Annotated in this window: 21 protein-coding genes; 19 read left to right on the top strand and 2 right to left on the bottom strand. The window is 70.5% G+C overall.

Annotation, left to right across the window (positions count from 1 at the left end):
• The first annotated feature begins 245 nt into the window (after positions 1-245).
• The 3 genes from ACZ4VF_RS26380 to ACZ4VF_RS26370 all read left to right on the top strand — a co-directional run bounded on the left by ACZ4VF_RS26380 (position 246) and on the right by ACZ4VF_RS26370 (position 3,518).
• Entirely contained in the window at positions 246-1,706 is a 1,461-nt protein-coding gene (locus tag ACZ4VF_RS26380) for a site-2 protease family protein (protein WP_467928983.1), read from the top strand.
• Between the two features lie 56 nt (positions 1,707-1,762).
• Positions 1,763-2,665, top strand: a complete 903-nt coding sequence (locus ACZ4VF_RS26375; protein WP_467928982.1) for a tRNA (adenine-N1)-methyltransferase — start codon at positions 1,763-1,765, stop codon at positions 2,663-2,665.
• 274 nt (positions 2,666-2,939) lie between these two features.
• A complete protein-coding gene (locus ACZ4VF_RS26370; protein WP_467928980.1) occupies positions 2,940-3,518 on the top strand; it encodes a hypothetical protein in 579 nt (192 codons plus the stop codon).
• Between the two features lie 7 nt (positions 3,519-3,525).
• Here ACZ4VF_RS26370 and ACZ4VF_RS26365 read toward each other — a convergent pair whose 3' ends face one another.
• Positions 3,526-3,828 carry a ferredoxin gene (locus ACZ4VF_RS26365; RefSeq protein ID WP_467928978.1) on the bottom strand — a complete coding sequence of 101 codons (303 nt, stop codon included), beginning with the start codon at positions 3,826-3,828 and terminating at the stop codon, positions 3,526-3,528.
• A gap of 519 nt (positions 3,829-4,347) precedes the next feature.
• Between ACZ4VF_RS26365 and arc the strand changes: the two genes are divergently transcribed.
• The 6 genes from arc to prcA all read left to right on the top strand — a co-directional run bounded on the left by arc (position 4,348) and on the right by prcA (position 10,515).
• Entirely contained in the window at positions 4,348-6,114 is a 1,767-nt protein-coding gene (arc, locus tag ACZ4VF_RS26360) for a proteasome ATPase (protein WP_467928977.1), read from the top strand.
• A 232-nt stretch (positions 6,115-6,346) separates the two neighbouring features.
• A complete protein-coding gene (gene dop, locus ACZ4VF_RS26355) occupies positions 6,347-7,858 on the top strand; it encodes a depupylase/deamidase Dop (protein WP_467928976.1) in 1,512 nt (503 codons plus the stop codon).
• A 172-nt stretch (positions 7,859-8,030) separates the two neighbouring features.
• On the top strand, positions 8,031-8,249 hold the full coding sequence (locus ACZ4VF_RS26350; protein ID WP_030608326.1) for a ubiquitin-like protein Pup: 219 nt from the start codon (positions 8,031-8,033) through the stop codon (positions 8,247-8,249).
• A gap of 49 nt (positions 8,250-8,298) precedes the next feature.
• Entirely contained in the window at positions 8,299-8,904 is a 606-nt protein-coding gene (locus tag ACZ4VF_RS26345) for an endonuclease VII domain-containing protein (RefSeq protein WP_467928974.1), read from the top strand.
• Positions 8,856-9,701, top strand: a complete 846-nt coding sequence (gene prcB / locus ACZ4VF_RS26340; protein ID WP_467928973.1) for a proteasome subunit beta — start codon at positions 8,856-8,858, stop codon at positions 9,699-9,701. The genes ACZ4VF_RS26345 and prcB overlap by 49 nt, the downstream gene beginning before the upstream one ends.
• 61 nt (positions 9,702-9,762) lie before the next feature.
• A complete protein-coding gene (prcA, locus tag ACZ4VF_RS26335; protein WP_467928971.1) occupies positions 9,763-10,515 on the top strand; it encodes a proteasome subunit alpha in 753 nt (250 codons plus the stop codon).
• Between the two features lie 57 nt (positions 10,516-10,572).
• Here the strand turns inward: prcA and ACZ4VF_RS26330 are convergent, their stop codons facing one another.
• Positions 10,573-11,592: a LacI family DNA-binding transcriptional regulator gene (locus tag ACZ4VF_RS26330; protein WP_467928970.1), complete on the bottom strand. Its 1,020-nt coding sequence runs from the start codon at positions 11,590-11,592 to the stop codon at positions 10,573-10,575.
• Between the two features lie 116 nt (positions 11,593-11,708).
• Between ACZ4VF_RS26330 and ACZ4VF_RS26325 the strand changes: the two genes are divergently transcribed.
• The 10 genes from ACZ4VF_RS26325 (at position 11,709) to tatC (ending at position 20,253) form a co-directional block, all read left to right on the top strand.
• A complete protein-coding gene (locus ACZ4VF_RS26325) occupies positions 11,709-12,968 on the top strand; it encodes an MFS transporter (RefSeq protein WP_467928969.1) in 1,260 nt (419 codons plus the stop codon).
• Between the two features lie 9 nt (positions 12,969-12,977).
• Positions 12,978-14,339 carry a Pup--protein ligase gene (pafA, locus tag ACZ4VF_RS26320; protein WP_467928966.1) on the top strand — a complete coding sequence of 454 codons (1,362 nt, stop codon included), beginning with the start codon at positions 12,978-12,980 and terminating at the stop codon, positions 14,337-14,339.
• A gap of 145 nt (positions 14,340-14,484) precedes the next feature.
• Complete coding sequence (locus ACZ4VF_RS26315; protein WP_467928965.1) at positions 14,485-15,489, top strand: FKBP-type peptidyl-prolyl cis-trans isomerase; 1,005 nt, start codon at positions 14,485-14,487, stop codon at positions 15,487-15,489.
• 85 nt (positions 15,490-15,574) lie between these two features.
• Positions 15,575-15,946, top strand: coding sequence for an FKBP-type peptidyl-prolyl cis-trans isomerase (locus ACZ4VF_RS26310; RefSeq protein WP_360745168.1), 372 nt, complete (start codon positions 15,575-15,577; stop codon positions 15,944-15,946).
• Between the two features lie 148 nt (positions 15,947-16,094).
• Positions 16,095-17,048: a helix-turn-helix transcriptional regulator gene (locus tag ACZ4VF_RS26305; RefSeq protein ID WP_467928964.1), complete on the top strand. Its 954-nt coding sequence runs from the start codon at positions 16,095-16,097 to the stop codon at positions 17,046-17,048.
• A gap of 15 nt (positions 17,049-17,063) precedes the next feature.
• Positions 17,064-18,068, top strand: coding sequence for a helix-turn-helix transcriptional regulator (locus tag ACZ4VF_RS26300; protein ID WP_467928962.1), 1,005 nt, complete (start codon positions 17,064-17,066; stop codon positions 18,066-18,068).
• A gap of 160 nt (positions 18,069-18,228) precedes the next feature.
• Positions 18,229-18,489, top strand: coding sequence for a hypothetical protein (locus ACZ4VF_RS26295; protein WP_467929178.1), 261 nt, complete (start codon positions 18,229-18,231; stop codon positions 18,487-18,489).
• Between the two features lie 42 nt (positions 18,490-18,531).
• Positions 18,532-18,726 (top strand): hypothetical protein, encoded by a 195-nt coding sequence (locus ACZ4VF_RS26290; RefSeq protein WP_467928961.1) that lies wholly within the window; start codon positions 18,532-18,534, stop codon positions 18,724-18,726.
• Positions 18,727-18,975: 249 nt separating this feature from the next.
• Positions 18,976-19,260 carry a Sec-independent protein translocase subunit TatA gene (gene tatA, locus ACZ4VF_RS26285; RefSeq protein WP_467928960.1) on the top strand — a complete coding sequence of 95 codons (285 nt, stop codon included), beginning with the start codon at positions 18,976-18,978 and terminating at the stop codon, positions 19,258-19,260.
• A gap of 48 nt (positions 19,261-19,308) precedes the next feature.
• Positions 19,309-20,253, top strand: coding sequence for a twin-arginine translocase subunit TatC (gene tatC, locus ACZ4VF_RS26280; RefSeq protein ID WP_467928959.1), 945 nt, complete (start codon positions 19,309-19,311; stop codon positions 20,251-20,253).
• The last annotated feature ends 29 nt before the right edge of the window (positions 20,254-20,282 follow it).

The raw sequence follows: 20,282 nt of genomic DNA, 5'->3' as shown, positions 1-20,282 counted from the left end.
GGCGGCCGGGGGCGGCTGGTCGGCGCCGCCCGGCCGGGCCGCCGCCTCTTCGATGCTGCTGTCCATGTCCACAGACCTTACGGCCCGCCACTGACAGTGACCCAGCCCACGGCCCGCGTCGACCACCCGACCTCGGGGCAAACACAAGGGGTGCCGGGGCGGAACGTGCCACCAAGGCCGCATACCATCGACCAGAGACCCTTCCGCCCGGCAGGTGCGGAGGACGCTTCGAACGAGGGGACACCGTGGACGTGAGCGGCGGGAGCGGGCAGCCGCGGTCCGGCAACGACGAGCCGGCCGAGCACGACGCTGACCCTACGGCCCCGGCGAACGGACCCACCGGCCACCCCGGCCCCCGGCCCGAGCACGCACCCGGCGACGAGACCGGACCACCGGCGGCGAAACCGTCCCCCGGCCCCACCGGAACCGACCCGGCCGGAACCGGCCCCACCGCAACCGGCCCCGCCGGAACCGGCACGGACAGCGCCCCCGACCACCGCACCCTCGCCCACTCCGGCATCGCCAAAGGCGAACCCCCCGAGCCGCGCCCCAAGGAACCCGGCGGCGGCATCCTCATGGGCCGCCCCTTCGGCGTGCCCGTCTACGTCGCACCGAGCTGGTTCCTCGTCGCCGCCCTGATCACCTGGGTCTTCGGCGGCCAGCTCGACCGCGTCCTGCCCGAACTCGGCGCCGCCCGCTACCTGGTCTCCCTCTTCTTCGCGGTCGCCTTCTACGCCTCCGTCCTGGTCCACGAGCTCGCCCACACCCTCGCCGCGATCCGCTTCAGGCTCCCGGTCCGCCGCATCCAGCTCCAGTTCTTCGGCGGCGTCTCCGAGATCGAGAAGGAGGCCGAGACCCCCGGCCGCGAGTTCGTGCTGGCCTTCGTCGGCCCCCTGCTCTCCCTCGTCCTCGCCGGCCTCTTCTACCTCGCCATGAAACCCGTGGAACCCGGCACCGTACCCGGCGTCCTGCTGGCCGGCCTGATGGTCTCCAACCTCATCGTGGCGATCTTCAACCTCCTCCCCGGGCTCCCCCTCGACGGCGGCCGCATGCTCCGCGCCGTCGTCTGGAAGCTCAGCGGCAAACCGATGACCGGCACCGTCGCCGCCGCCTGGGTCGGCCGCGCCCTCGCCGTCGCCGTCCTCGTCGGCCTGCCCCTGCTCAACCAGTCCGGCGCCCTCGGCGGCGGCGGCGAGGACACCGGCGGCATGGACACCGTCACCGACGCCCTGCTCGCCGCCATCCTCGCCGCGATCATCTGGACCGGCGCCGGCAACAGCCTGCGCATGGCACGCCTGCGCGAACACCTCCCCGAACTCCGCGCCCGCACCCTCACCCGGCGCGCCGTACCGGTCGAGAACGACACCCCCCTCTCCGAGGCCCTGCGCCGCGCCAACGCCGCCGGGGCCCGCGCCCTCGTCGTCGTCGACGCCGACGGCCACCCGCTCTCCCTCGTCCGCGAGGCCGCCATCGTCGGCGTACCCGAGCACCGCCGCCCCTGGGTGGCCGTCAGCGGCCTCGCCCAGGACCTGACCGACGGCATGCGCGTCTCCGCCGAGCTGGCCGGAGAGGAACTCCTGGACGTCCTGCGCGCCACCCCGGCCACCGAATACCTCGTGGTCGAGGAGACCGGCGAGATCTACGGCGTCCTGTCCGCCGCGGACGTGGAGCGGGCCTTCGTCAAGGCGATGGCACGGCCGTCCTGACCCCGGCGCCCCGGCCGTCGGTCAAGCCCCCGGCAGGGAACCGGTAGGCTGGTCACATGTCCGAACCGACCGGTGCCGCCCGCCGTCGCGGGCCCTTCAAGGTCGGGGACCAGGTACAGCTGACCGACCCCAAGGGCCGCCACTACACGTTCACGCTCGAAGCAGGGAAGAACTTCCACACCCACAAGGGTTCCTTCCCGCACGACGAACTGATCGGCGCTCCCGAGGGCAGCGTTGTCCGCACCACCGGCAACGTCGCCTACCTCGCGCTGCGCCCCCTGCTCCCCGACTACGTCCTGTCCATGCCCCGCGGGGCAGCCGTCGTCTACCCGAAGGACGCGGGGCAGATCCTCGCCTTCGCCGACATCTTCCCCGGCGCCCGCGTCGTGGAGGCCGGCGTCGGCTCCGGCTCGCTCAGCAGCTTCCTGCTGCGGGCCATCGGCGACCAGGGCATGCTGCACTCCTACGAGCGCCGCGAGGACTTCGCCGAGATCGCCCGGCAGAACGTCGAGCGCTACTTCGGCGGCCCGCACCCCGCCTGGCAGCTCACCGTCGGCGACCTCCAGGACAACCTGTCCGACGCCGACGTCGACCGCGTCATCCTCGACATGCTCGCCCCCTGGGAATGCCTGGAGGCCGTCTCCAAGGCGCTCGTCCCCGGCGGCATCCTGTGCTGCTACGTCGCCACCACCACCCAGCTCGCCCGGACCGTGGAATCCATCCGGGAGATCGGCTGCTTCAACGAGCCGACCGCCTGGGAGACCATGATCCGCAACTGGCACATCGAGGGCCTGGCCGTCCGCCCCGACCACCGGATGATCGGCCACACCGGCTTCCTGCTCACCGCCCGCCGCCTCGCGGACGGCGTCGAGCCGCCCATGCGCCGCCGCCGCCCCGCCAAGGGCGCCTACGGCGAGGACTACGCCGGACCCAACGCCGACGGCGGCACCGGCCGCTGACCGGCCCCCCGCACGGACAACGCAAGGGCGCCGTGGCCGAGTTCCCACCCACCCACGGGAACCCCGCCACGGCGCCGCTCCGTTGACACGGCACCAGCACCAGCTCCGACACCCGGCACCGCCGCCCGTGTAGGCGCCGCCCGCCGCCGCCCCGCCCCCACGCGCGCGGGCCTCTCGCCTGCGGGAATCCCGGACCCCGCCGTTCCCCCGCACTGTGACGTGTGGCACCATGCAGCCCATCCCACCGGCACAGCCCTCACAGGAGACACTCCTCGTGCAGCAACCCGCCGTCCCGGAACTGGCCCACACCCGGACCCGGCCCATCCACTGGGTCGCCACCGCCACAGCCGTCGCGGGCGTCGTCGCCCTCTCCTCCGTCGTCCAGCCCGGATCGGCCACCGCCGCCCAGCCCGCCCCCGGCACCGGCAGGACCGCCGCCGCGGCCGCCGCCCCGCCCAGCACGACGGGCGTGAAGTTCCCCCTGGACTGCGGACCCGTCAAAGCCGTCGTCGTCAAGAAGGCCGGCGGAGACCTGGACGGCGACGGCAGGCCGGAAACCGTCGCCGTCGTCCACTGCGACGCCCCCATGGGCACCCCACCCGACGGCGTCTACGTCCTCACCCGCGCCGCGGACGACGCCACCCCCCGCGTCGTCGCCACCCTCGTCGCACCCGGGGAACGGCTCACGGTCACCGACTTCACCCTCCGCGCACGGGCCGTCTCCGCCACCCTGCTCGGTTACTCCTCGGACACCGTGCCCAGTTGCTGCCCCGACGTGAAAACCCCGGCCAAGTGGCGCTGGAACGGCAAGGCCTTCCTGCGCACCACCCCGGCCGGGGCCCACAGCGTCTGAACCGGACTCACTCCGCGTCGGGCCCGTACACCTCGACCCTGTCCAGAACCCGGCGCACATGGATGCACTCGCCGGGACACTCCCTCGCCGAGTCCACCACGTCCGCCAGCAGCGGCAGCGGCACCGGCACCGACGCCCCCGGAGCCTGCAGCAGCTCCTCGTCCGCACCCTTCACATAGGCCAGTCCGTCGATGTCCAGCTCGAACACCTCCGGCGCGTACTGGGCGCAGATCCCGTCGCCGGTACACAGATCCTGGTCGATCCAGACCTCCAGCGCCTCGCCGCCCGCGGCCTCCTGCTGCACGGTCATCTCTCCTGCCCTCGGTTCGCCGGACCGACCCGGCACCCCGAGGGCCAGCCGGGTCCGCTCCAGCGGCTGTTGAACACCCCCGACCCTACCTCCGCCCGCCCAACGGCCCCGCCGCACCGGCCCGGGGTTTCCGGCCCCGCCCGCTCGGGTACCAGCGCCGGACCGGGACACCGGCCCCCCGGCGGCCGCACCGAACACTTCAGGCCACCCCTGTGGTGACCCCGCCCGCCGGTACCGTCGCTCTGCGTGATGATCGTACGAGCGGCCTGAGTGCTGCCCGCGCACCGGCCCACCGGCCACCGTGGACAACTCCGGCCAGCCACGGAGGGATTCGACCGCGCCATGCATGGAACAACCTGCTTTCCCATCACGTTGAGTGGGTATCCCCTCCGTGCGAGGGAGTGCGCACCGGGTGACCGACGACACACCTTGACAGTCTTTGTGATCTAGGGGTTTCAATCGACACCCACCCAGGTAGGGTCTGGAAACGTCCAGCTCCCCTTGGAGGAGGTGAGGACCGTGGCAGCCCACGACGACGACATGAACCGCGGCATCCGCCCGGGACGAGGGTCCGACGACCCGGCCGGGCAGATTGCCTACCTTGAGCAGGAGATCGCCGTCCTGCGCCGCAAGCTCGCCGACTCTCCGCGCCACACGAGGATTCTCGAAGAGCGGATCGTCGAGCTGCAGACCAACCTGGCCGGCGTGTCCGCCCAGAACGAACGACTGGCCAACACCCTCCGCGAGGCCCGCGACCAGATCGTGGCCCTCAAGGAGGAGGTCGACCGACTCGCTCAGCCGCCGGCCGGCTTCGGTGTCTTCCTGCAGGCCAACGAGGACGGCACCGCGGACATCTTCACCGGAGGCCGCAAACTCCGCGTGAACGTCAGCCCCAGCGTCGACCTCGACGACCTGCGGCGCGGCCAGGAAGTCATGCTCAACGAAGCGCTCAACGTGGTCGAAGCCATGGAGTTCGAGAGCGTCGGCGACATCGTCACCCTCAAGGAGATCCTCGAGGACGGCGAGCGCGCCCTCGTGCTGGGCCACACCGACGAGGAACGCGTCGTCCGCCTCGCCGAGCCGCTGCTCGGCACCACCATCCGCGCCGGCGACGCCCTCCTCCTCGAACCCCGCTCCGGCTACGTCTACGAGGTCGTCCCCAAGAGCGAGGTCGAGGAACTCGTCCTCGAAGAAGTCCCCGACATCGGCTACGAGCAGATCGGCGGCCTCGGCAACCAGATCGAAGCCATCCGCGACGCCGTCGAGCTGCCCTACCTCTACCCCGACCTCTTCAAGGAGCACGAGCTGCGCCCGCCCAAGGGCGTCCTGCTCTACGGCCCCCCCGGCTGCGGCAAGACCCTCATCGCCAAGGCCGTCGCGAACTCACTCGCCAAGAAGGTCGCCGAGGTCACCGGCCAGGCCGCCGGCAAGAGCTTCTTCCTCAACATCAAGGGCCCCGAGCTGCTCAACAAGTACGTCGGCGAGACCGAGCGGCAGATCCGCCTCGTCTTCCAGCGTGCCCGCGAGAAGGCCAGCGAGGGCACCCCCGTCATCGTCTTCTTCGACGAGATGGAGTCCCTCTTCCGCACCCGCGGCTCCGGCGTCAGCTCCGACGTCGAGAACACCATCGTCCCGCAGCTCCTCGCCGAGATCGACGGCGTCGAAGGCCTGCAGAACGTGGTCGTCATCGGCGCCTCCAACCGCGAGGACATGATCGACCCGGCCATCCTGCGCCCCGGCCGCCTCGACGTGAAGATCAAGATCGAGCGCCCCGACGCCGAAGCCGCCAAGGACATCTTCGGCAAGTACCTCACCGAGCGCCTCCCGCTCCACGCCGACGACCTCACCGAACACGGCGGCGACAAGGCCACCACCGTCCAGAGCATGATCCAGACGGCGGTCGAGCACATGTACGCCGAATCCGAGGAGAACCGCTTCCTGGAAGTCACCTACGCCAACGGAGACAAGGAAGTCCTCTACTTCAAGGACTTCAACTCCGGCGCCATGATCGAGAACATCGTCGGCCGCGCCAAGAAGATGGCGATCAAGGACTTCCTCGAAAAGAGCCAGAAGGGCCTCCGCGTCTCCCACCTCCTCCAGGCCTGCGTGGACGAGTTCAAGGAGAACGAGGACCTCCCCAACACCACCAACCCGGACGACTGGGCCCGGATCTCCGGAAAGAAGGGCGAGCGGATCGTCTACATCCGCACCCTCATCACCGGAAAGCAGGGCGCAGACACCGGACGCTCCATCGACACGGTGGCGAACACCGGTCAGTACCTGTAAAAGCAGGGCGGCTGCGGGTGCCCACCACGGGTACCCGCAGCCGCGTGCTTTCCAGGCCACGACCGGAGCAGCCAATGACGCAAATGATCTCCCCACCAGCGCAAAGGCGTTCTAGGCTCGTTCCTACCGCCGAGTCGCGCAGTGCGGGCACGGGCACCGCACACCCACCGGAGCGCCAGCGGGACGCGAGCGGCGCCCATCACCGAGGGTGCCGCCGGGCAAGGAGGGCCGCATGACCGTACGGCGAGTAATGGGCATCGAGACGGAGTACGGGATCTCCGTCCCCGGCCACCCCAACGCCAACGCGATGCTCACCTCATCCCAGATCGTCAACGCCTACGCGGCGGCGATGCACCGGGCCCGCCGGGCCCGCTGGGACTTCGAGGAGGAAAACCCCCTACGGGACGCACGAGGCTTCGACCTCGCCCGGGAAGCCGCCGACTCCAGCCAGCTCACCGACGAGGACATCGGCCTCGCCAACGTGATCCTCACCAACGGCGCACGCCTCTACGTCGACCACGCCCACCCCGAATACAGCGCCCCGGAGGTCACCAACCCCCGCGACGCCGTCCTCTGGGACAAGGCCGGCGAACGCATCATGGCCGAAGCCGCCGAACGAGCCGCACAGCTCCCCGGCGCCCAGCCCATCCACCTCTACAAGAACAACACCGACAACAAGGGCGCCAGCTACGGCACCCACGAGAACTACCTCATGAAGCGGGAAACCCCCTTCTCCGACATCGTGCGCCACCTGACCCCGTTCTTCGTCTCCCGCCAGGTCTTCGCCGGAGCCGGCCGCGTCGGCATCGGCCAGGACGGACACGAACACGGCTTCCAGCTCAGCCAGCGCGCCGACTACTTCGAAGTCGAGGTAGGCCTCGAAACCACCCTCAAGCGCCCCATCATCAACACCCGCGACGAACCCCACGCCGACGCGGAGAAGTACCGCCGCCTCCACGTGATCATCGGCGACGCCAACCTCTCCGAGATCTCCACGTACCTCAAGCTCGGCACGACCGCCCTGGTCCTCTCCATGATCGAGGACGGCTTCATCGCCGTGGACCTCGCCGTCGACCAGCCCGTACGCACCCTCCACCAGGTCTCCCACGACCCCTCGCTCAAGCGCCTGGTCACCCTCCGCAGCGGCCGCACGCTCACCGCCGTCCAGCTCCAGATGGAGTACTACGAGCTGTCCCGCAAGTACGTCGAGGAACGCTTCGGCGCCGACGCCGACGACCAGACCAAGGACGTCCTCAGCCGCTGGGAGGACACCCTCACCCGGCTGGAGAACGACCCCATGAGCCTCGCCGGCGAACTCGACTGGGTCGCCAAACGAGAACTCATGGAGGGCTACCGCCGCCGCGACGACCTCGACTGGGACGCCGCCCGGCTCCACCTGGTCGACCTCCAGTACGCCGACGTACGCGCCGAGAAGGGCCTCTACAACCGCCTGGCGGCCCGTGGACGCATGAAGCGCCTCCTGGACGAGTCCGAGGTCGACGAGGCCCGTACGAAGCCGCCGGAGGACACGCGTGCCTACTTCCGCGGCCGCTGCCTGGAGCAGTACGCCGACGACGTCGCGGCCGCGAGCTGGGACTCGGTGATCTTCGACCTCCCGGGCCGGGATTCGCTGCAGCGTGTTCCAACCCTGGAACCGCTACGCGGAACGCGAAATCACGTCAAGGAGCTGCTGGACCGCTGCCGAACGGCGGAAGACCTGGTCAGGGTCCTGTCCGGCGGCTGAGCACGATCAGCGGGTACTCGTACCGCCCCGGGCGGACAGGGTGGAAACCCCACCGCCCGGGAATCATCGAGGTGGCCCCCGCACGTTGTGGAAACTGCGGGGCCGATGTCGGACCCGGCCTATAGGGTCTGATCATCACCGATCGGCAGGCGAACTGAGCGGGGTGAGGGTTATGGCAACCAAGGACACCGGCGGCGGTCAGCAGAAGGCCACCCGGTCCACCGAAGAGGTCGAGGAGCAGGCGCAGGACGCGCAGGCCTCGGAGGACCTCAAGGAACGGCACGAGAAGCTGAGCGACGACGTGGACTCGGTGCTGGACGAGATCGACGACGTACTCGAGGAGAACGCCGAGGATTTCGTTCGGTCCTTCGTGCAAAAAGGCGGACAGTAAAGGCGACATGGTCGCCTCGCCTTCGAAGTGAAGGACGCGGGGGAACCGGGTGGCTGAGGAGCCGAACGCGAAGGAATGCAGGAAGTGCGGGCGCGAGCTGCCCCTCGCCTCCTTCGCCAAGGACAGGAATCGGCGTGACGGCCTCCAGGTGCACTGCCGGGAGTGCGTGGCGGAGTACAGCGCCGCGCACTACCGGCGCCGCCGGGAGGCCATGGGGAAGCCGGTCCGGGAGAAGGTGGACGTCCCGGCCGGGTACAAGCTCTGCCGGACGTGCGGCGAGGTCAAGCCGCACGGCGAATGGCATCGCAACGCGTCGGCTTCCGACGGGCTGTCGACGCGTTGCAAGGCGTGCCGGGCGGCGCTCGGGCGGGAGGACCACCTGAGGCGCACCTACGGCCTCACCAGAGCCGGGCGTGACGAGTTGATCGCCTCCCAAGGGGGCGTCTGCTGTATCTGTCTGAGCGCTCTGCCGGCGCATGTGGATCACTGCCATGAGACGGGTAGGGTCCGTGGCGTACTGTGCTTCAGCTGCAACGCCGCACTGGGGCAGTTCAGGGATCAGCCCGACGTCATCAGGCGGGCTGCTGCTTACGTGGAAGGAATCTCGTGGAAGCCAACTCTCGTGGCACCGGGCGTCTACCAGCTGCCTTCCTGACGCCAGGGTCCTCCTCCTTCATGGACTTCCTCGCCGAGCACCAGCCGGAGCTGCTGCCCGGCAAGCGGCAGCTGCCGCCCACGCAGGGGGTGATCGAGGCGCCGCACGGGACCACGATCGTCGCCGTGACGTTCCCGGGGGGCGTGGTGCTCGCCGGTGACCGCAGGGCGACGATGGGCAACGTCATCGCCCAGCGGGACATCGAGAAGGTGTTCCCGGCGGACGAGTACTCGGCGGTGGGTATCGCCGGCACGGCCGGTCTCGCCGTGGAGATGGTGAAGCTCTTCCAGCTGGAGCTGGAGCACTTCGAGAAGGTCGAGGGTGCGCAGCTGTCGCTGGAGGGCAAGGCGAACCGGCTGTCGACGATGATCCGTTCCAATCTCGGCATGGCCATGCAGGGCCTGGCCGTGGTGCCCCTGTTCGCGGGGTACGACGTGGACCGTGAGCGGGGACGCATCTTCTCGTACGACGTGACGGGTGGCCGTTCGGAGGAGCACAACTACGCGGCGACGGGTTCGGGCTCGATCTTCGCGCGGGGTGCGATGAAGAAGCTGTTCCGTGACGACCTGAGCGAGGAGCAGGCGACCACGCTGGTGGTGCAGGCTCTGTACGACGCGGCTGACGACGACTCGGCGACCGGTGGTCCCGATGTCGCCCGCCGGATCTACCCGATCATCACGGTGATCACCGAGGACGGTTTCCGCCGGCTCACGGAGGACGAGGCGTCGGAGTTGTCCCGTGCGGTGCTCCAGAAGCGTCTGGAGGAGCCGGACGGTCCGAAGGCCGCGCTGCTCTGAGTGCGGGCCCGGTTCTTTTCAAGGTGATCCAGTGACCATGACAGAAAGGGACGGATAACCGGTGTCGACGCCGTTCTATGTCTCACCCCAGCAGGCGATGGCCGACCGGGCGGAGTATGCCCGCAAGGGCATCGCCCGTGGCCGCAGCCTGGTCGTGCTGCAGTATGCCGACGGCATCGTGTTCGTCGGCGAGAACCCGTCCCGCGCGCTGCACAAGTTCAGCGAGATCTACGACCGGATCGGTTTCGCGGCGGCCGGCAAGTACAACGAGTACGAGAACCTGCGGATCGGCGGTGTGCGCTACGCCGACCTGCGGGGTTACACCTATGACCGGGATGATGTGACGGCCCGGGGTCTGGCGAACGTGTACGCGCAGACGCTGGGCACGATCTTCTCGTCGGCGGCCGAGAAGCCGTACGAGGTGGAGCTGGTGGTCGCCGAGGTGGGGGAGACCCCGGAGGGTGACCAGATCTATCGGCTGCCGCATGACGGGTCGATCGTGGACGAGCACGGTTCGGTCGCGGTGGGCGGCAACGCCGAGCAGATCAGCGGTTTCCTCGATCAGCGTCACCGTGACGGGATGTCGCTGGCGGAGGCCCTGAAGCTGGCGGTCCAGGCGCTGTCGCGGGACACCAACGGCAGTGAGCGGGAGATTCCGGCGGAGCGCCTGGAGGTGGCGGTGCTGGACCGTACGCGTCCGCAGAAGCGGAAGTTCAAGCGGATCGTGGGGCGTCAGCTGGCCCGTCTGCTGGCGGCGGACGGTGCGAGCACGGAGGCGGAGACCTCGGAGGAGGGCGGTTCCGAGGAGGAGTGATCCTGCTCGCCCACGTGTGCGAGTGCCCCGGCCGGTGATCCGGTCGGGGCACTCGGCTTATCCGGCGGGGTGCGGTGGCGCCGTGGAGCCTCGTACGACGAGTTCGACGGGGATGTCGCCGCTCTCGGGTTCGCCGCCGTCCAGGACGGCGAGGAGGGCCTGCATGCCGCGTTCCCCGAAGGCTTCGGCGTCGAGTCGTACGGTCGTCAGTTCGGGGTCGATGGCGGTGGCGAGGGCGAGGTCGTCGAGGCCGGTGACCGACATGTCGTCGGGGACGCGGAGGCCGAGGCGGCGGAGGGCCTTGTAGGCGCCGGCGGCGAGTTTGTCGTCGTCGCAGACGATGGCGGTCGGGCGGGGGCCGGGGGCGGTGAGCGCGGTCTCGGTGGCGGTGCGGGCGCCGTCTATGGAGATGGGGGCGCGGGCGGTGCGGATCTCGGTGCCGGGGACGGTGGCGGTGCGGGCGGCGAGTTCTCTGGCGCGGATGTCGAAGGTCCAGGAGGGGACGTCGGCGGCGAGGTGGAGGAGGCGGCGGTGGCCGAGGCCGAGGAGGTGGTCGGCGACCTGGCGGACGCCGTCGGCGATGTCGAGGTTGACGGTGGCGGCGCCGAGGCTGCCGGTGGGGTCGCTGTCGAGCATGACGAGGGGGAGCTGGTCGCCGCGGATGGCGGTGAGGGCGTCGGCGGCCATGGAGGAGGCGATGACGCCGTCGAGGGCGGCCTGTGCGGAGGCGAAGGGGTCGCGGGCGGGGCCGATGCCCTCGGGGGAGGGGTAGAGGACGACGCCGAAGCCGTGCCGGGCGGCGACGCGGGCGGCGCCGGTGTAGACGCCGGCGAAGAATTCGGTGGTGAGGGCGGGGACGACGAGGAGGACGGTGCGGGTGTGGCCGAGGCGGAGGTTGCGGGCGGCGAGGTTGGGCCGGTAGCCGAGTTCGCGGGCGGCCTCGCGGACGCGTTCGGCGGTGGTCTCGGAGACCCGGCCGCGCCACTTGTCGCCGAGGACGAGGGAGACGGCGGCCTGGGAGACGCCGGCCGCGTGGGCGACGTCCCGGCTGGTCGGGCGGGTGCTGCTGCGGGCCACGACTCTCTCCCGGTCGTCTGGACGTGTGACAGCGCACATGGTACGTATGAAGAGGGACGTTATACGTAACACTTCGGGCCGTCGCGGCGTCCCGGGCGAGACACGGGAGGCCGGACATGGCGACGGGGTACCTGGAGATCCTGCGGGCGAGGCACGCCCTGCGGCTGCTGACGGGGACCCTGGTGGGCCGGCTGCCCAACGCGACGGCCGCGATCGCCCTGGTGCTGTTCGTGCGGGCCCAGGGCGGTACGTACGGCCTGGCGGGCGCTCTCGCCGCCGTGTACGGGGTGGCGAACGCGGTGGGCCAGCCGGTGCTGGGCCGGCTGGTGGACCTGTACGGCCAGCCGCGGGTGCAGCTGCCCGCCGCGGTGGTCGCGGCGCTGGCGATGACGCTGTTCGCGTTCGGCGGCACCGATCCGCTGCCCCCGGCCTGTGCCGCGGTGGCGGTGGCCGGGCTGGCCACGCCGCCGCTGGAGGGCGGTCTGCGGGCGCTGTGGCCGTCGGTGCTGGCCCGGGAGGAGCAGGTGCACACGGCGTACGCCATGGACGCGATCGCGCAGGAGGTGATGTTCACCGTCGGCCCCCTGCTGGTGACGCTGTGCGTGTCGGTGTGGGACGAGCGCGCGGCCCTGCTGGTGCTGAACCTGCTGGGTGTGCTGGGCGCGTTGTCGGTGGTGGTGTCGCCGCCGTCGCGTGCGTGGCGGTCGGCTCCGCGGGAGGCGCACTGGCTGGGCGCGCTGCGGTCGCCGGGGCTGCTGGCGCTGCTGGCGGCGTTCCTGTTCGTGGGGATCGCGCTGGGTTCCATCACGGTGGCGTCGGTGTCGTACGCGGACGGGCACGGTGGTGACGCGGTGTACGGGTGGCTGATGGCGGGGCTGGGGCTCGGGGCGCTGGCCGGTGGCACGGTCTACGGTGCGCGGGAGTGGGCGGGTGCTCCGGAGCGGCGACTGAGGGTGCTGACGGCTCTTCTGGCGGTGTGTTATCTGCCGCTGATGCTGATGCCGGGTGCTGTGGCCATGGTGTTGCTGAGCGTGGTCTCGGGTGTGTTCCTGGCGCCGTGCATCGCCTGTGCGTTCATCATCGTGGACCGGCACGCGCCGAGCGGGACGGTCACCGAGGCGTTCTCCTGGCTGGTGACGACGTTCACGGTCGGCGCGTCGGTGGGAACGGGCCTGGCCGGGCCGGTGGTCCAGGCCGGTGGCGCGCTGTGGGGTTTCGCGCTGCCGGGTGCGGCGGGGGCGGTGTCGCTGCTGGTCCTGCTGGCCACCGGACGGGTCCTCGCAGCTCCCGCGAGGGGCGGGGTTGTTGCGGCTTCATCGGAAAATGATCCAAATCGTGCCGCCGAACCCCGTTTCAGGTCGGGGGATCGGGCGTAATGTTCCCTCATGGACCGCCGCATTTTCGGGCTGGAGAACGAGTACGGCGTCACGTGCACGTTCAGGGGACAGCGGCGCCTGTCTCCTGACGAGGTGGCGCGGTACCTCTTCCGCCGTGTCGTGTCATGGGGCCGCAGCAGCAATGTCTTTCTGCGGAACGGCGCCCGGCTGTATCTCGACGTGGGCTCACATCCGGAATACGCGACACCCGAGTGTGACAACGTGACCGAACTGGTCACCCACGACAAGGCCGGCGAGCGCATTCTCGAAGGTCTCCTGGTGGACGCGGAACGACGCCTGCACGAGGAGGGAATCGCGGGCGACGTCTACCTCTTCAAGAACAACACCGACTCGGCGGGCAACTCGTACGGTTGCCACGAGAACTACCTGGTGGCGCGGCACGGGGAGTTCTCCCGGCTCGCGGACATTCTCATCCCCTTCCTGGTCACCCGGCAGCTGCTGTGCGGTGCCGGGAAGGTGCTGCAGACTCCGCGCGGTGCCGTGTACTGCGTGAGCCAGCGCGCGGAGCACATCTGGGAGGGCGTCTCCTCGGCGACGACGCGATCCCGTCCGATCATCAACACGCGTGACGAGCCGCACGCGGACGCGGAGCGGTACCGCCGGCTGCACGTGATCGTCGGTGACTCGAACATGTCGGAGACGACGATGCTGCTCAAGGTCGGTGCCACCGACCTGGTGCTGCGCATGATCGAGGCGGGCACGGTGATGCGTGACCTGACGCTGGAGAACCCGATCCGGGCGATCCGCGAGGTCAGCCACGACATCACGGGCCGGCGCAAGGTGCGCCTCGCCAGCGGCCGGGAGGCCTCGGCGCTGGAGGTGCAGCGCGAGTACTTCGACAAGGCGCTGGACTTCTGCGACCGCCGGGGCATCCGCACCGGTACGGTCGCGAAGGTGCTGGACCTGTGGGGCCGCACGCTGGAGGCGATCGAGAACGAGGAACTCGACCGCATCGAGACCGAGATCGACTGGGTCATGAAGTACAAGCTCATCGAGCGGTACCGGGCCAAGCACAACATGACGATGTCGCATCCGCGGGTCGCCCAGATAGACCTCGCCTACCACGACATCCACCGCCGTCGCGGCCTGTACTACCTGCTGGAGAGGAAGGGCCAGGCGGCCCGGATCTGCAACGACTTGAAGATCTTCGAGGGCAAGTCGGTCCCGCCGCAGACCACTCGGGCCCGGCTGCGCGGCGACTTCATCCGGCGGGCGCAGGAGCAGCGCAGGGACTTCACGGTCGACTGGGTGCACCTCAAGCTCAACGACCAGGCGCAGCGCACCGTGTTGTGCAAGGACCCGTTCCGTTCGGTGGACGACCGGGTGGAGAAGCTGATCGCCGGAATGTAGAGCCGCCGGCCGGGAGCCGGGCGCCGGGGCCGCGCAGGTGCCGGAACGCCACACGGGCGCCGTACGTTTCCCGTACGGCGCCCTTCTCAGGTCGTAGAGTTGCGCGCACGCCATCCGAAAGACCGACCGATTACGAGGCTCTTCCGTGCGCCGACGCTCACTCCTCCTGGCCGCCGTACCCGCAGGACTGGTCACAGTCGCCGGGTGCGGTGACGACACGTCCGACTCCAGCAGGACCGGCGCCTCGCCGTCGGCCTCGGCGTCCTCCGCGCCGCCGCCGAAGATCGTGGACGGGCCGCTGCCGGCGGTCACGGCGGGGACCAGGTTCGGCGAGAAGCCCACCCTGGCCAAGGGGTCGGGGGAGCCGTCGAAGGATCTCGCGGTGAAGACGCTGATCGCGGGCGGTGGCCGTGCGGTCGCGGAGAACGACTTCGTGAAGGCCGACTACCTCGGTGCGATCTGGAGCACGGGGAAGGTCTTCGACAACTCCTACGACCGCAAGCGCCCGATCGTGATCCAGCTGGCGCAGGGCAGCGTCATCGACGGCTGGCGGTACGCGCTCGCGGGCAAGAAGACCGGCAGCCGTGTCGAGATCGCCGTCCCGCCGCAGCTGGGCTACGGCAAGGAGGGCAACGCGCAGGCGGGCATCAAGGGCACCGACACGCTGGTCTTCGTCATCGACCTGATCGAGTCGTTCAACTCCAGGAGCTCCGCCAAGGGCAAGGCGGTCGCGCAGGACGACGCCGCGCTGCCGAAGGTGGGCACCAACACCGACGGGCAGGTGCCGAAGGTCACCGTGCCGAGGACGGACCCGCCGAAGAAGCTCGTGTCGCAGTACGTGCTGGAGGGTGACGGCCCGGAGCTGAAGGGCGACCAGGCGGTGCTGTGCCAGTTCCAGGGCCTCGTCTGGGACGGTGGCAAGACCTTCCAGCGGACGTACGGCTCGGGCCGGCTGAGCCAGTTCGGGCTGGAGCAGATGCAGCAGGCGGTCAAGGGGCTCGCCCAGGGGCTGACCGGCAAGAAGGTGGGCAGCCGGGTGCTGATCGTGGTCCCGCCGGAGCTGGGGTACGGGGACAAGCCGCCGGCCGGCGGGGTGATCAAGAAGGGCTCCACCCTGGTGTTCACGGTGGACATCCTCGCGGCGATGTAGCGCTCCGGGGCCGCCCGGGCGGGCGGGAGGGCGGCGGGGATGAAAGACTGTCGGCGTTTCGTGTCGTACACAAGGAGCTTTTGACGTGAGCATCGAGAAGCCCGAGATCGACTTCCCGGGCGGCGAGCCTCCGGCGGACCTTGAGATCAAGGACATCTGGGAGGGCGACGGCCCGGTCGCGCAGGCCGGTCAGAACGTCACCGTCCACTACGTGGGTGTCGCCTTCAGCACTGGTGAGGAGTTCGACGCCAGCTGGAACCGCGGCACGCCGTTCCGCTTCCCGCTGGGCGGGGGCCGGGTCATCAAGGGCTGGGACCAGGGCGTGCAGGGCATGAAGGTCGGCGGCCGCCGCCAGCTGACCATCCCCGCCCACCTCGCCTACGGCAACCAGAGCCCGACCCCGGCGATCAAGCCGGGCGAGACGCTCATCTTCGTGGTGGACCTGCTCGGCGTGTGATCCACGCCTGATCGACCGGCCGGATGCGACCGGATCCGATCACCTGGGGCCCATGCCTGTTCGGGCATGGGCCCTCGGCTTTTGTCACGGCGCCGCGGAGCGGTACGGTCATCGGTCAGAAGCACCATAGGGAAGGCGAAGGGCGTCGATGGCCATTGCCAAGGCCGAGCGGCTGATGAACCTCGCGCTGTGTCTGCTCGGCACCCGCCGGCCGCTCAGCAAGCGCGAGCTGCGGGAGTCGATCGAGGCCTATCTGGAAGCGGGCAGCGACGACTCCTTCAACCGCATGTTCGAGCGGGACAAGGACGACCTGCGCGAGCTGGGCCTGGTCATCGCCACCGTCGAGAACATCGAGGGCGAGGTCGGCTACCTCGCCCGCCGCGACAGCAACCGCCTTCCCCCCATCACCCTGGACGCCGAGGAGGCCGCCGCCCTGGGCCTGGCCGCCAAGGTCTGGCAGCAGGCCCGGCTGGCCGGGGCCGCCAGCGGGGCCCTGCAGAAGCTGCGCGCCGCGGGGCTCCCGGAGGACGTCGACCCGTACGAGGCGCACGGCGCGCTGGAGCCGCGCATCCCGGTGCACGAGGCCGCTTTCGAGCCGCTGATGCTGGCCTGCCGCGACCGCCGCCCCGTCGTCTTCGAGTACCGCAAGGCCTCCGCCGCCCACCCCGAGCCCCGGCACGTCGAGCCGTGGGCGCTGGAGTGCTGGCGCGGCCACTGGTACCTGGCCGGCTTCGACCGCGACCGGGGCGCCGAGCGCGTCTTCCGGCTCTCCCGGATCACCGGCAAGGTCCGCTCCCGGGGTACGGGCTTCACCGCGCCCGTGCCCGACGTCGTCACCGTGCGGGAGACCGTCGCGAGCTGGGCCGGCGAGATAGCCGACCGCTCGGCGCTGATCCGGCTGCGTTCCGGCGCCGGTTACCCCCTTCGGGCGAAAGCCGTCGAGGTCCGGGAACTCGGGGACGGCTGGGACGAGTTGGAGATTCCGTACGGGCACGGCCTGGATGCCTGGCTGGTGGAGTTCGGGCCGGACGTGGTGGTCCTGGAGCCGGCCGAGCTGCGGGCCGACGTGGTGGACCGGCTGCGTGCCGTGGCCAAGGGCTGAAGGGGGAGCGGAACCGTGGCAGGCAAACCGGCCAGAACCGTCAACGCCATCGACCAGACCCGGCGGATGCTCTCCCTGGTGACCTATCTCAGGGAGCGCCCCGGCGCCCGGATCGCCGACGTCGCGCGCGCCTTCGGCATCACCGAGGACGAGCTGGTCGCCGACCTCGACCTGCTGCCCATGTGCGGCACCAGCTTCCGCGGCGGCGACCTGCTGGACATCGACACCGACGGCGAGCGCATCTGGTGGCACAACCCGGCCGCGCTCGGCGAGGAGGCGGCCGAACCGCTCCGGCTCGCCGCCGACGAGGCCACCGCGCTGCTGGTCGCCGCCCGCGCGGTCTCGACCCTGCCCGGCCTGCGGGAGGGCGACCGGCAGGCGCTGCTGCGGGCCACCGCCAAGGTGGAGGCCGCGGCCGGCGAGGCCGCGGGGGCCAGCTCCCGCCTGTCGGTGACCTTCGAGTCGGAGGGCGGTGTCTTCGCCGACGTCGACCGGGCGATCTCCGAGCGCCGACGGCTGTGGATCCGCTACTACTCCCCGGCCCGGGACGAGGTCACCGAGCGGGAGATCGACCCCATCCGGCTGGTCAGCGTCGGCCACACCTATGTGGAGGCCTGGTGCCGCCGCTCCGAGGCCCGGCGCACCTTCCGGCTCGACCGGGTCGCCGAGATCCGCATCCTCGACGAGCCCTCGGCCCCGCCGGAGATAGAACTGCGCGACCTCTCCGAGGGGCTGGTGCAGCCGGCCGCCGAGGATCCGGAGGTCGTGGTCGAGGTCGGCCCCGGCGGCCGCTGGGTCGCCGAGTACTACCCCCACGACAGCGCCGACGAGCTCCCCGACGGCGGGCTGCGTATCACTCTGCGCACCCCCGACCCGGCCTCCCTGCGCCGGCTCGCCCTGCGGCTCGGCCGCGACGGCCGGATCGTCTCGCCGCCGGAGCTGGCCGACAGCGCCCGCAGGGCGGCGGCGGAGGCACTGGCGGCGTACGACACGGCGGAACCGGCGCGCTCCGGGCGGTGAGCGTGCCCGAGCGGGTGCGGTGCCGTGGTGGCTCCGCCGCGCGGGCGCGACCGGCGGCCACGGCACCGCGGACGCGCGACGGCACCACACGGCGCTCTCGGCAGCGCGCCCGGCGGACCAGAGAAGAGGAGCGAGGCCTGTGAGCGAGCGTCCGCAGGAGATGACGGTGGCGACCGCCTTCGCCGGGATGCGCGGAGCGGTCCCGGTGGTGTTCCGGGCCGGCTGCCCCGACTGCCGGGGCCGCTTCGAGCTGGCCGCGAGCGCCCTGCGCCTCGCCATCGGCGGCAGCAGCCGGACCACGTTCTACTCCTTCACCTGCCCCGACTGCGGCGCCGCGGTCCGCAAACCCGCCGGGGAGCGGATCGTCGAGCTGCTCACCGGCGGCGGCGTGCGGACCCTCAGGCTGCACTCCGCGGTGTAGCCGGCTGCGTCCCGCGGCGGCGGACGGTCTAGTCTCGACGTCATGTTCTGGCCGATGTTCGCGGTAGCCGTGGGTTTCCTGGGTCTCGCCGTCCTGGGGGTGCTCGCCGTGCGGGTGTTCCTGGAGGCGCGGCGCTTGGGGCAGCAGGTGGAGGACTCCGCGCGCCGTATCAACCGGGCCGCCGAGGACCTGGAGCGGGCGGCCGTGGGCGCGGCCCGCGCCGTGGACGCCCTGTGAGCCACGCCGAGCGGGGCCCGTGGGTCCGACGGGACAAGCGCTTTGCGTCACTTCGCCCTGTCACCTTGCCCGTGCGGCCAGGTACGCTGCTGGTCGCGGCCCGGTGACGAGGCGCGGTCCGCGGAGCGGGAGTACGTCCCGGGGTGGTTCGGCGTTCACCCCCAGGCGTTACGATCGCAGCCAGGTTGACGTTTCGGATGACTGTCCGACCTGTCGGACATACCCGCCTCGATGAGAAGGTGAAGATTTATGTTCCGCAACGGACTCGAGCCGTGGCACCTGCTGATCCTCGTTGTGGTGATCCTCCTCGTGTTCGGCTCCAAGAAGTTGCCGGACATGGCGCGCTCGCTCGGCAAGTCCGCCCGCATTCTGAAGAGCGAGGCGAAGGCGATGAAGGAGGACGGCAAGCAGCCCACCGGCACCGCCCCGTCCGCCGAGGAGCCCACTTCCGCTCAGCGTACGATCCAGGCCGCGCCCGGCGACGTGACCAGCTCCCGCCCGGTCAACGAGCCGACGGACACGACCCAGCGCTGACGCGAGGACCGGGAGCGTCCGGTCCGCTGTACGAGATGAGGATGTGGGTTGCTCAAGTCTGCCCGCAAGAAGGAGAGGGATCCCGAGGGGCGGATGCCGCTCGCGGATCACTTGCGTGAGCTGCGCAACCGGCTCGCGAAGGGTGTCCTGGCGATCCTTGCCGTCACGATCGTCGCGGCCTTCTTCTACAGGGACATCATCGATGTCATCACGCGGCCGATGCTCGACGAGATCGGCTGCCACCAGTCCTTCGGGGAACTGGCCCAGGCCAAGAACGCCCACTGCGCGCACATCACCGTCAGTGGCCTGCTGGCGCCGTTCACCCTGGCCCTGAAGGTCGCCCTGATGGCCGGTGTCGTGCTGGCGTCGCCGGTCTGGCTGTACCAGCTGTGGGCGTTCGTCGCGCCGGGCCTGCACCGCAACGAGAAGAAGTACGCCTACGCGTTCGTCGGTTTCGGTTTCCCCCTCTTCCTCGGCGGCGGCTACCTCGCGTTCAACGTGTTGCCCACGACGGCGCGGGTGATGATCGACCTCACGCCGTCCGGTGCCGAGAACCTGCTGCCGCTGGACGACCTGCTGGACCTGGTCACCCGCATGATCGTCGTCTTCGGTCTCGCCTTCGAGATGCCGTTGCTGCTGGTCATGCTCAACCTCACCGGCGTCCTGTCCGGGCGGCGCATGCTGGGCTGGTGGCGCGGCATGGTCATCGGCATCACCGTCTTCGCGGCCGTGGCCACGCCCAGCCCGGACCCGATGACGATGCTGGCGCTCGCGGCACCGATCTGGGGACTCTACTTCGTGGCCGTGGCCATCGCGCTGCTCAACGACCGGCGCCGAGCCCGCCGCGACGCCGGCGGTCCCGGCGACGACGAGGCCTCCGAGCTGGACCTCACCCCCGAGGACATCGGCGACATCGAGCCCGTCCCGGCCGCCCGGGCCCTGCCCGAGCAGGCGGGCACCGACCGGGTCAACGGCTACGACGACGTGACCTGACCTGTCACCGAACCGCCGTACGCGATGCC

This window comes from Streptomyces sp. NPDC029151 (assembly GCF_055564315.1).
Note: the sequence above shows the minus strand (reverse complement) of the source record. Positions and strands in the feature narration are given on the sequence as shown.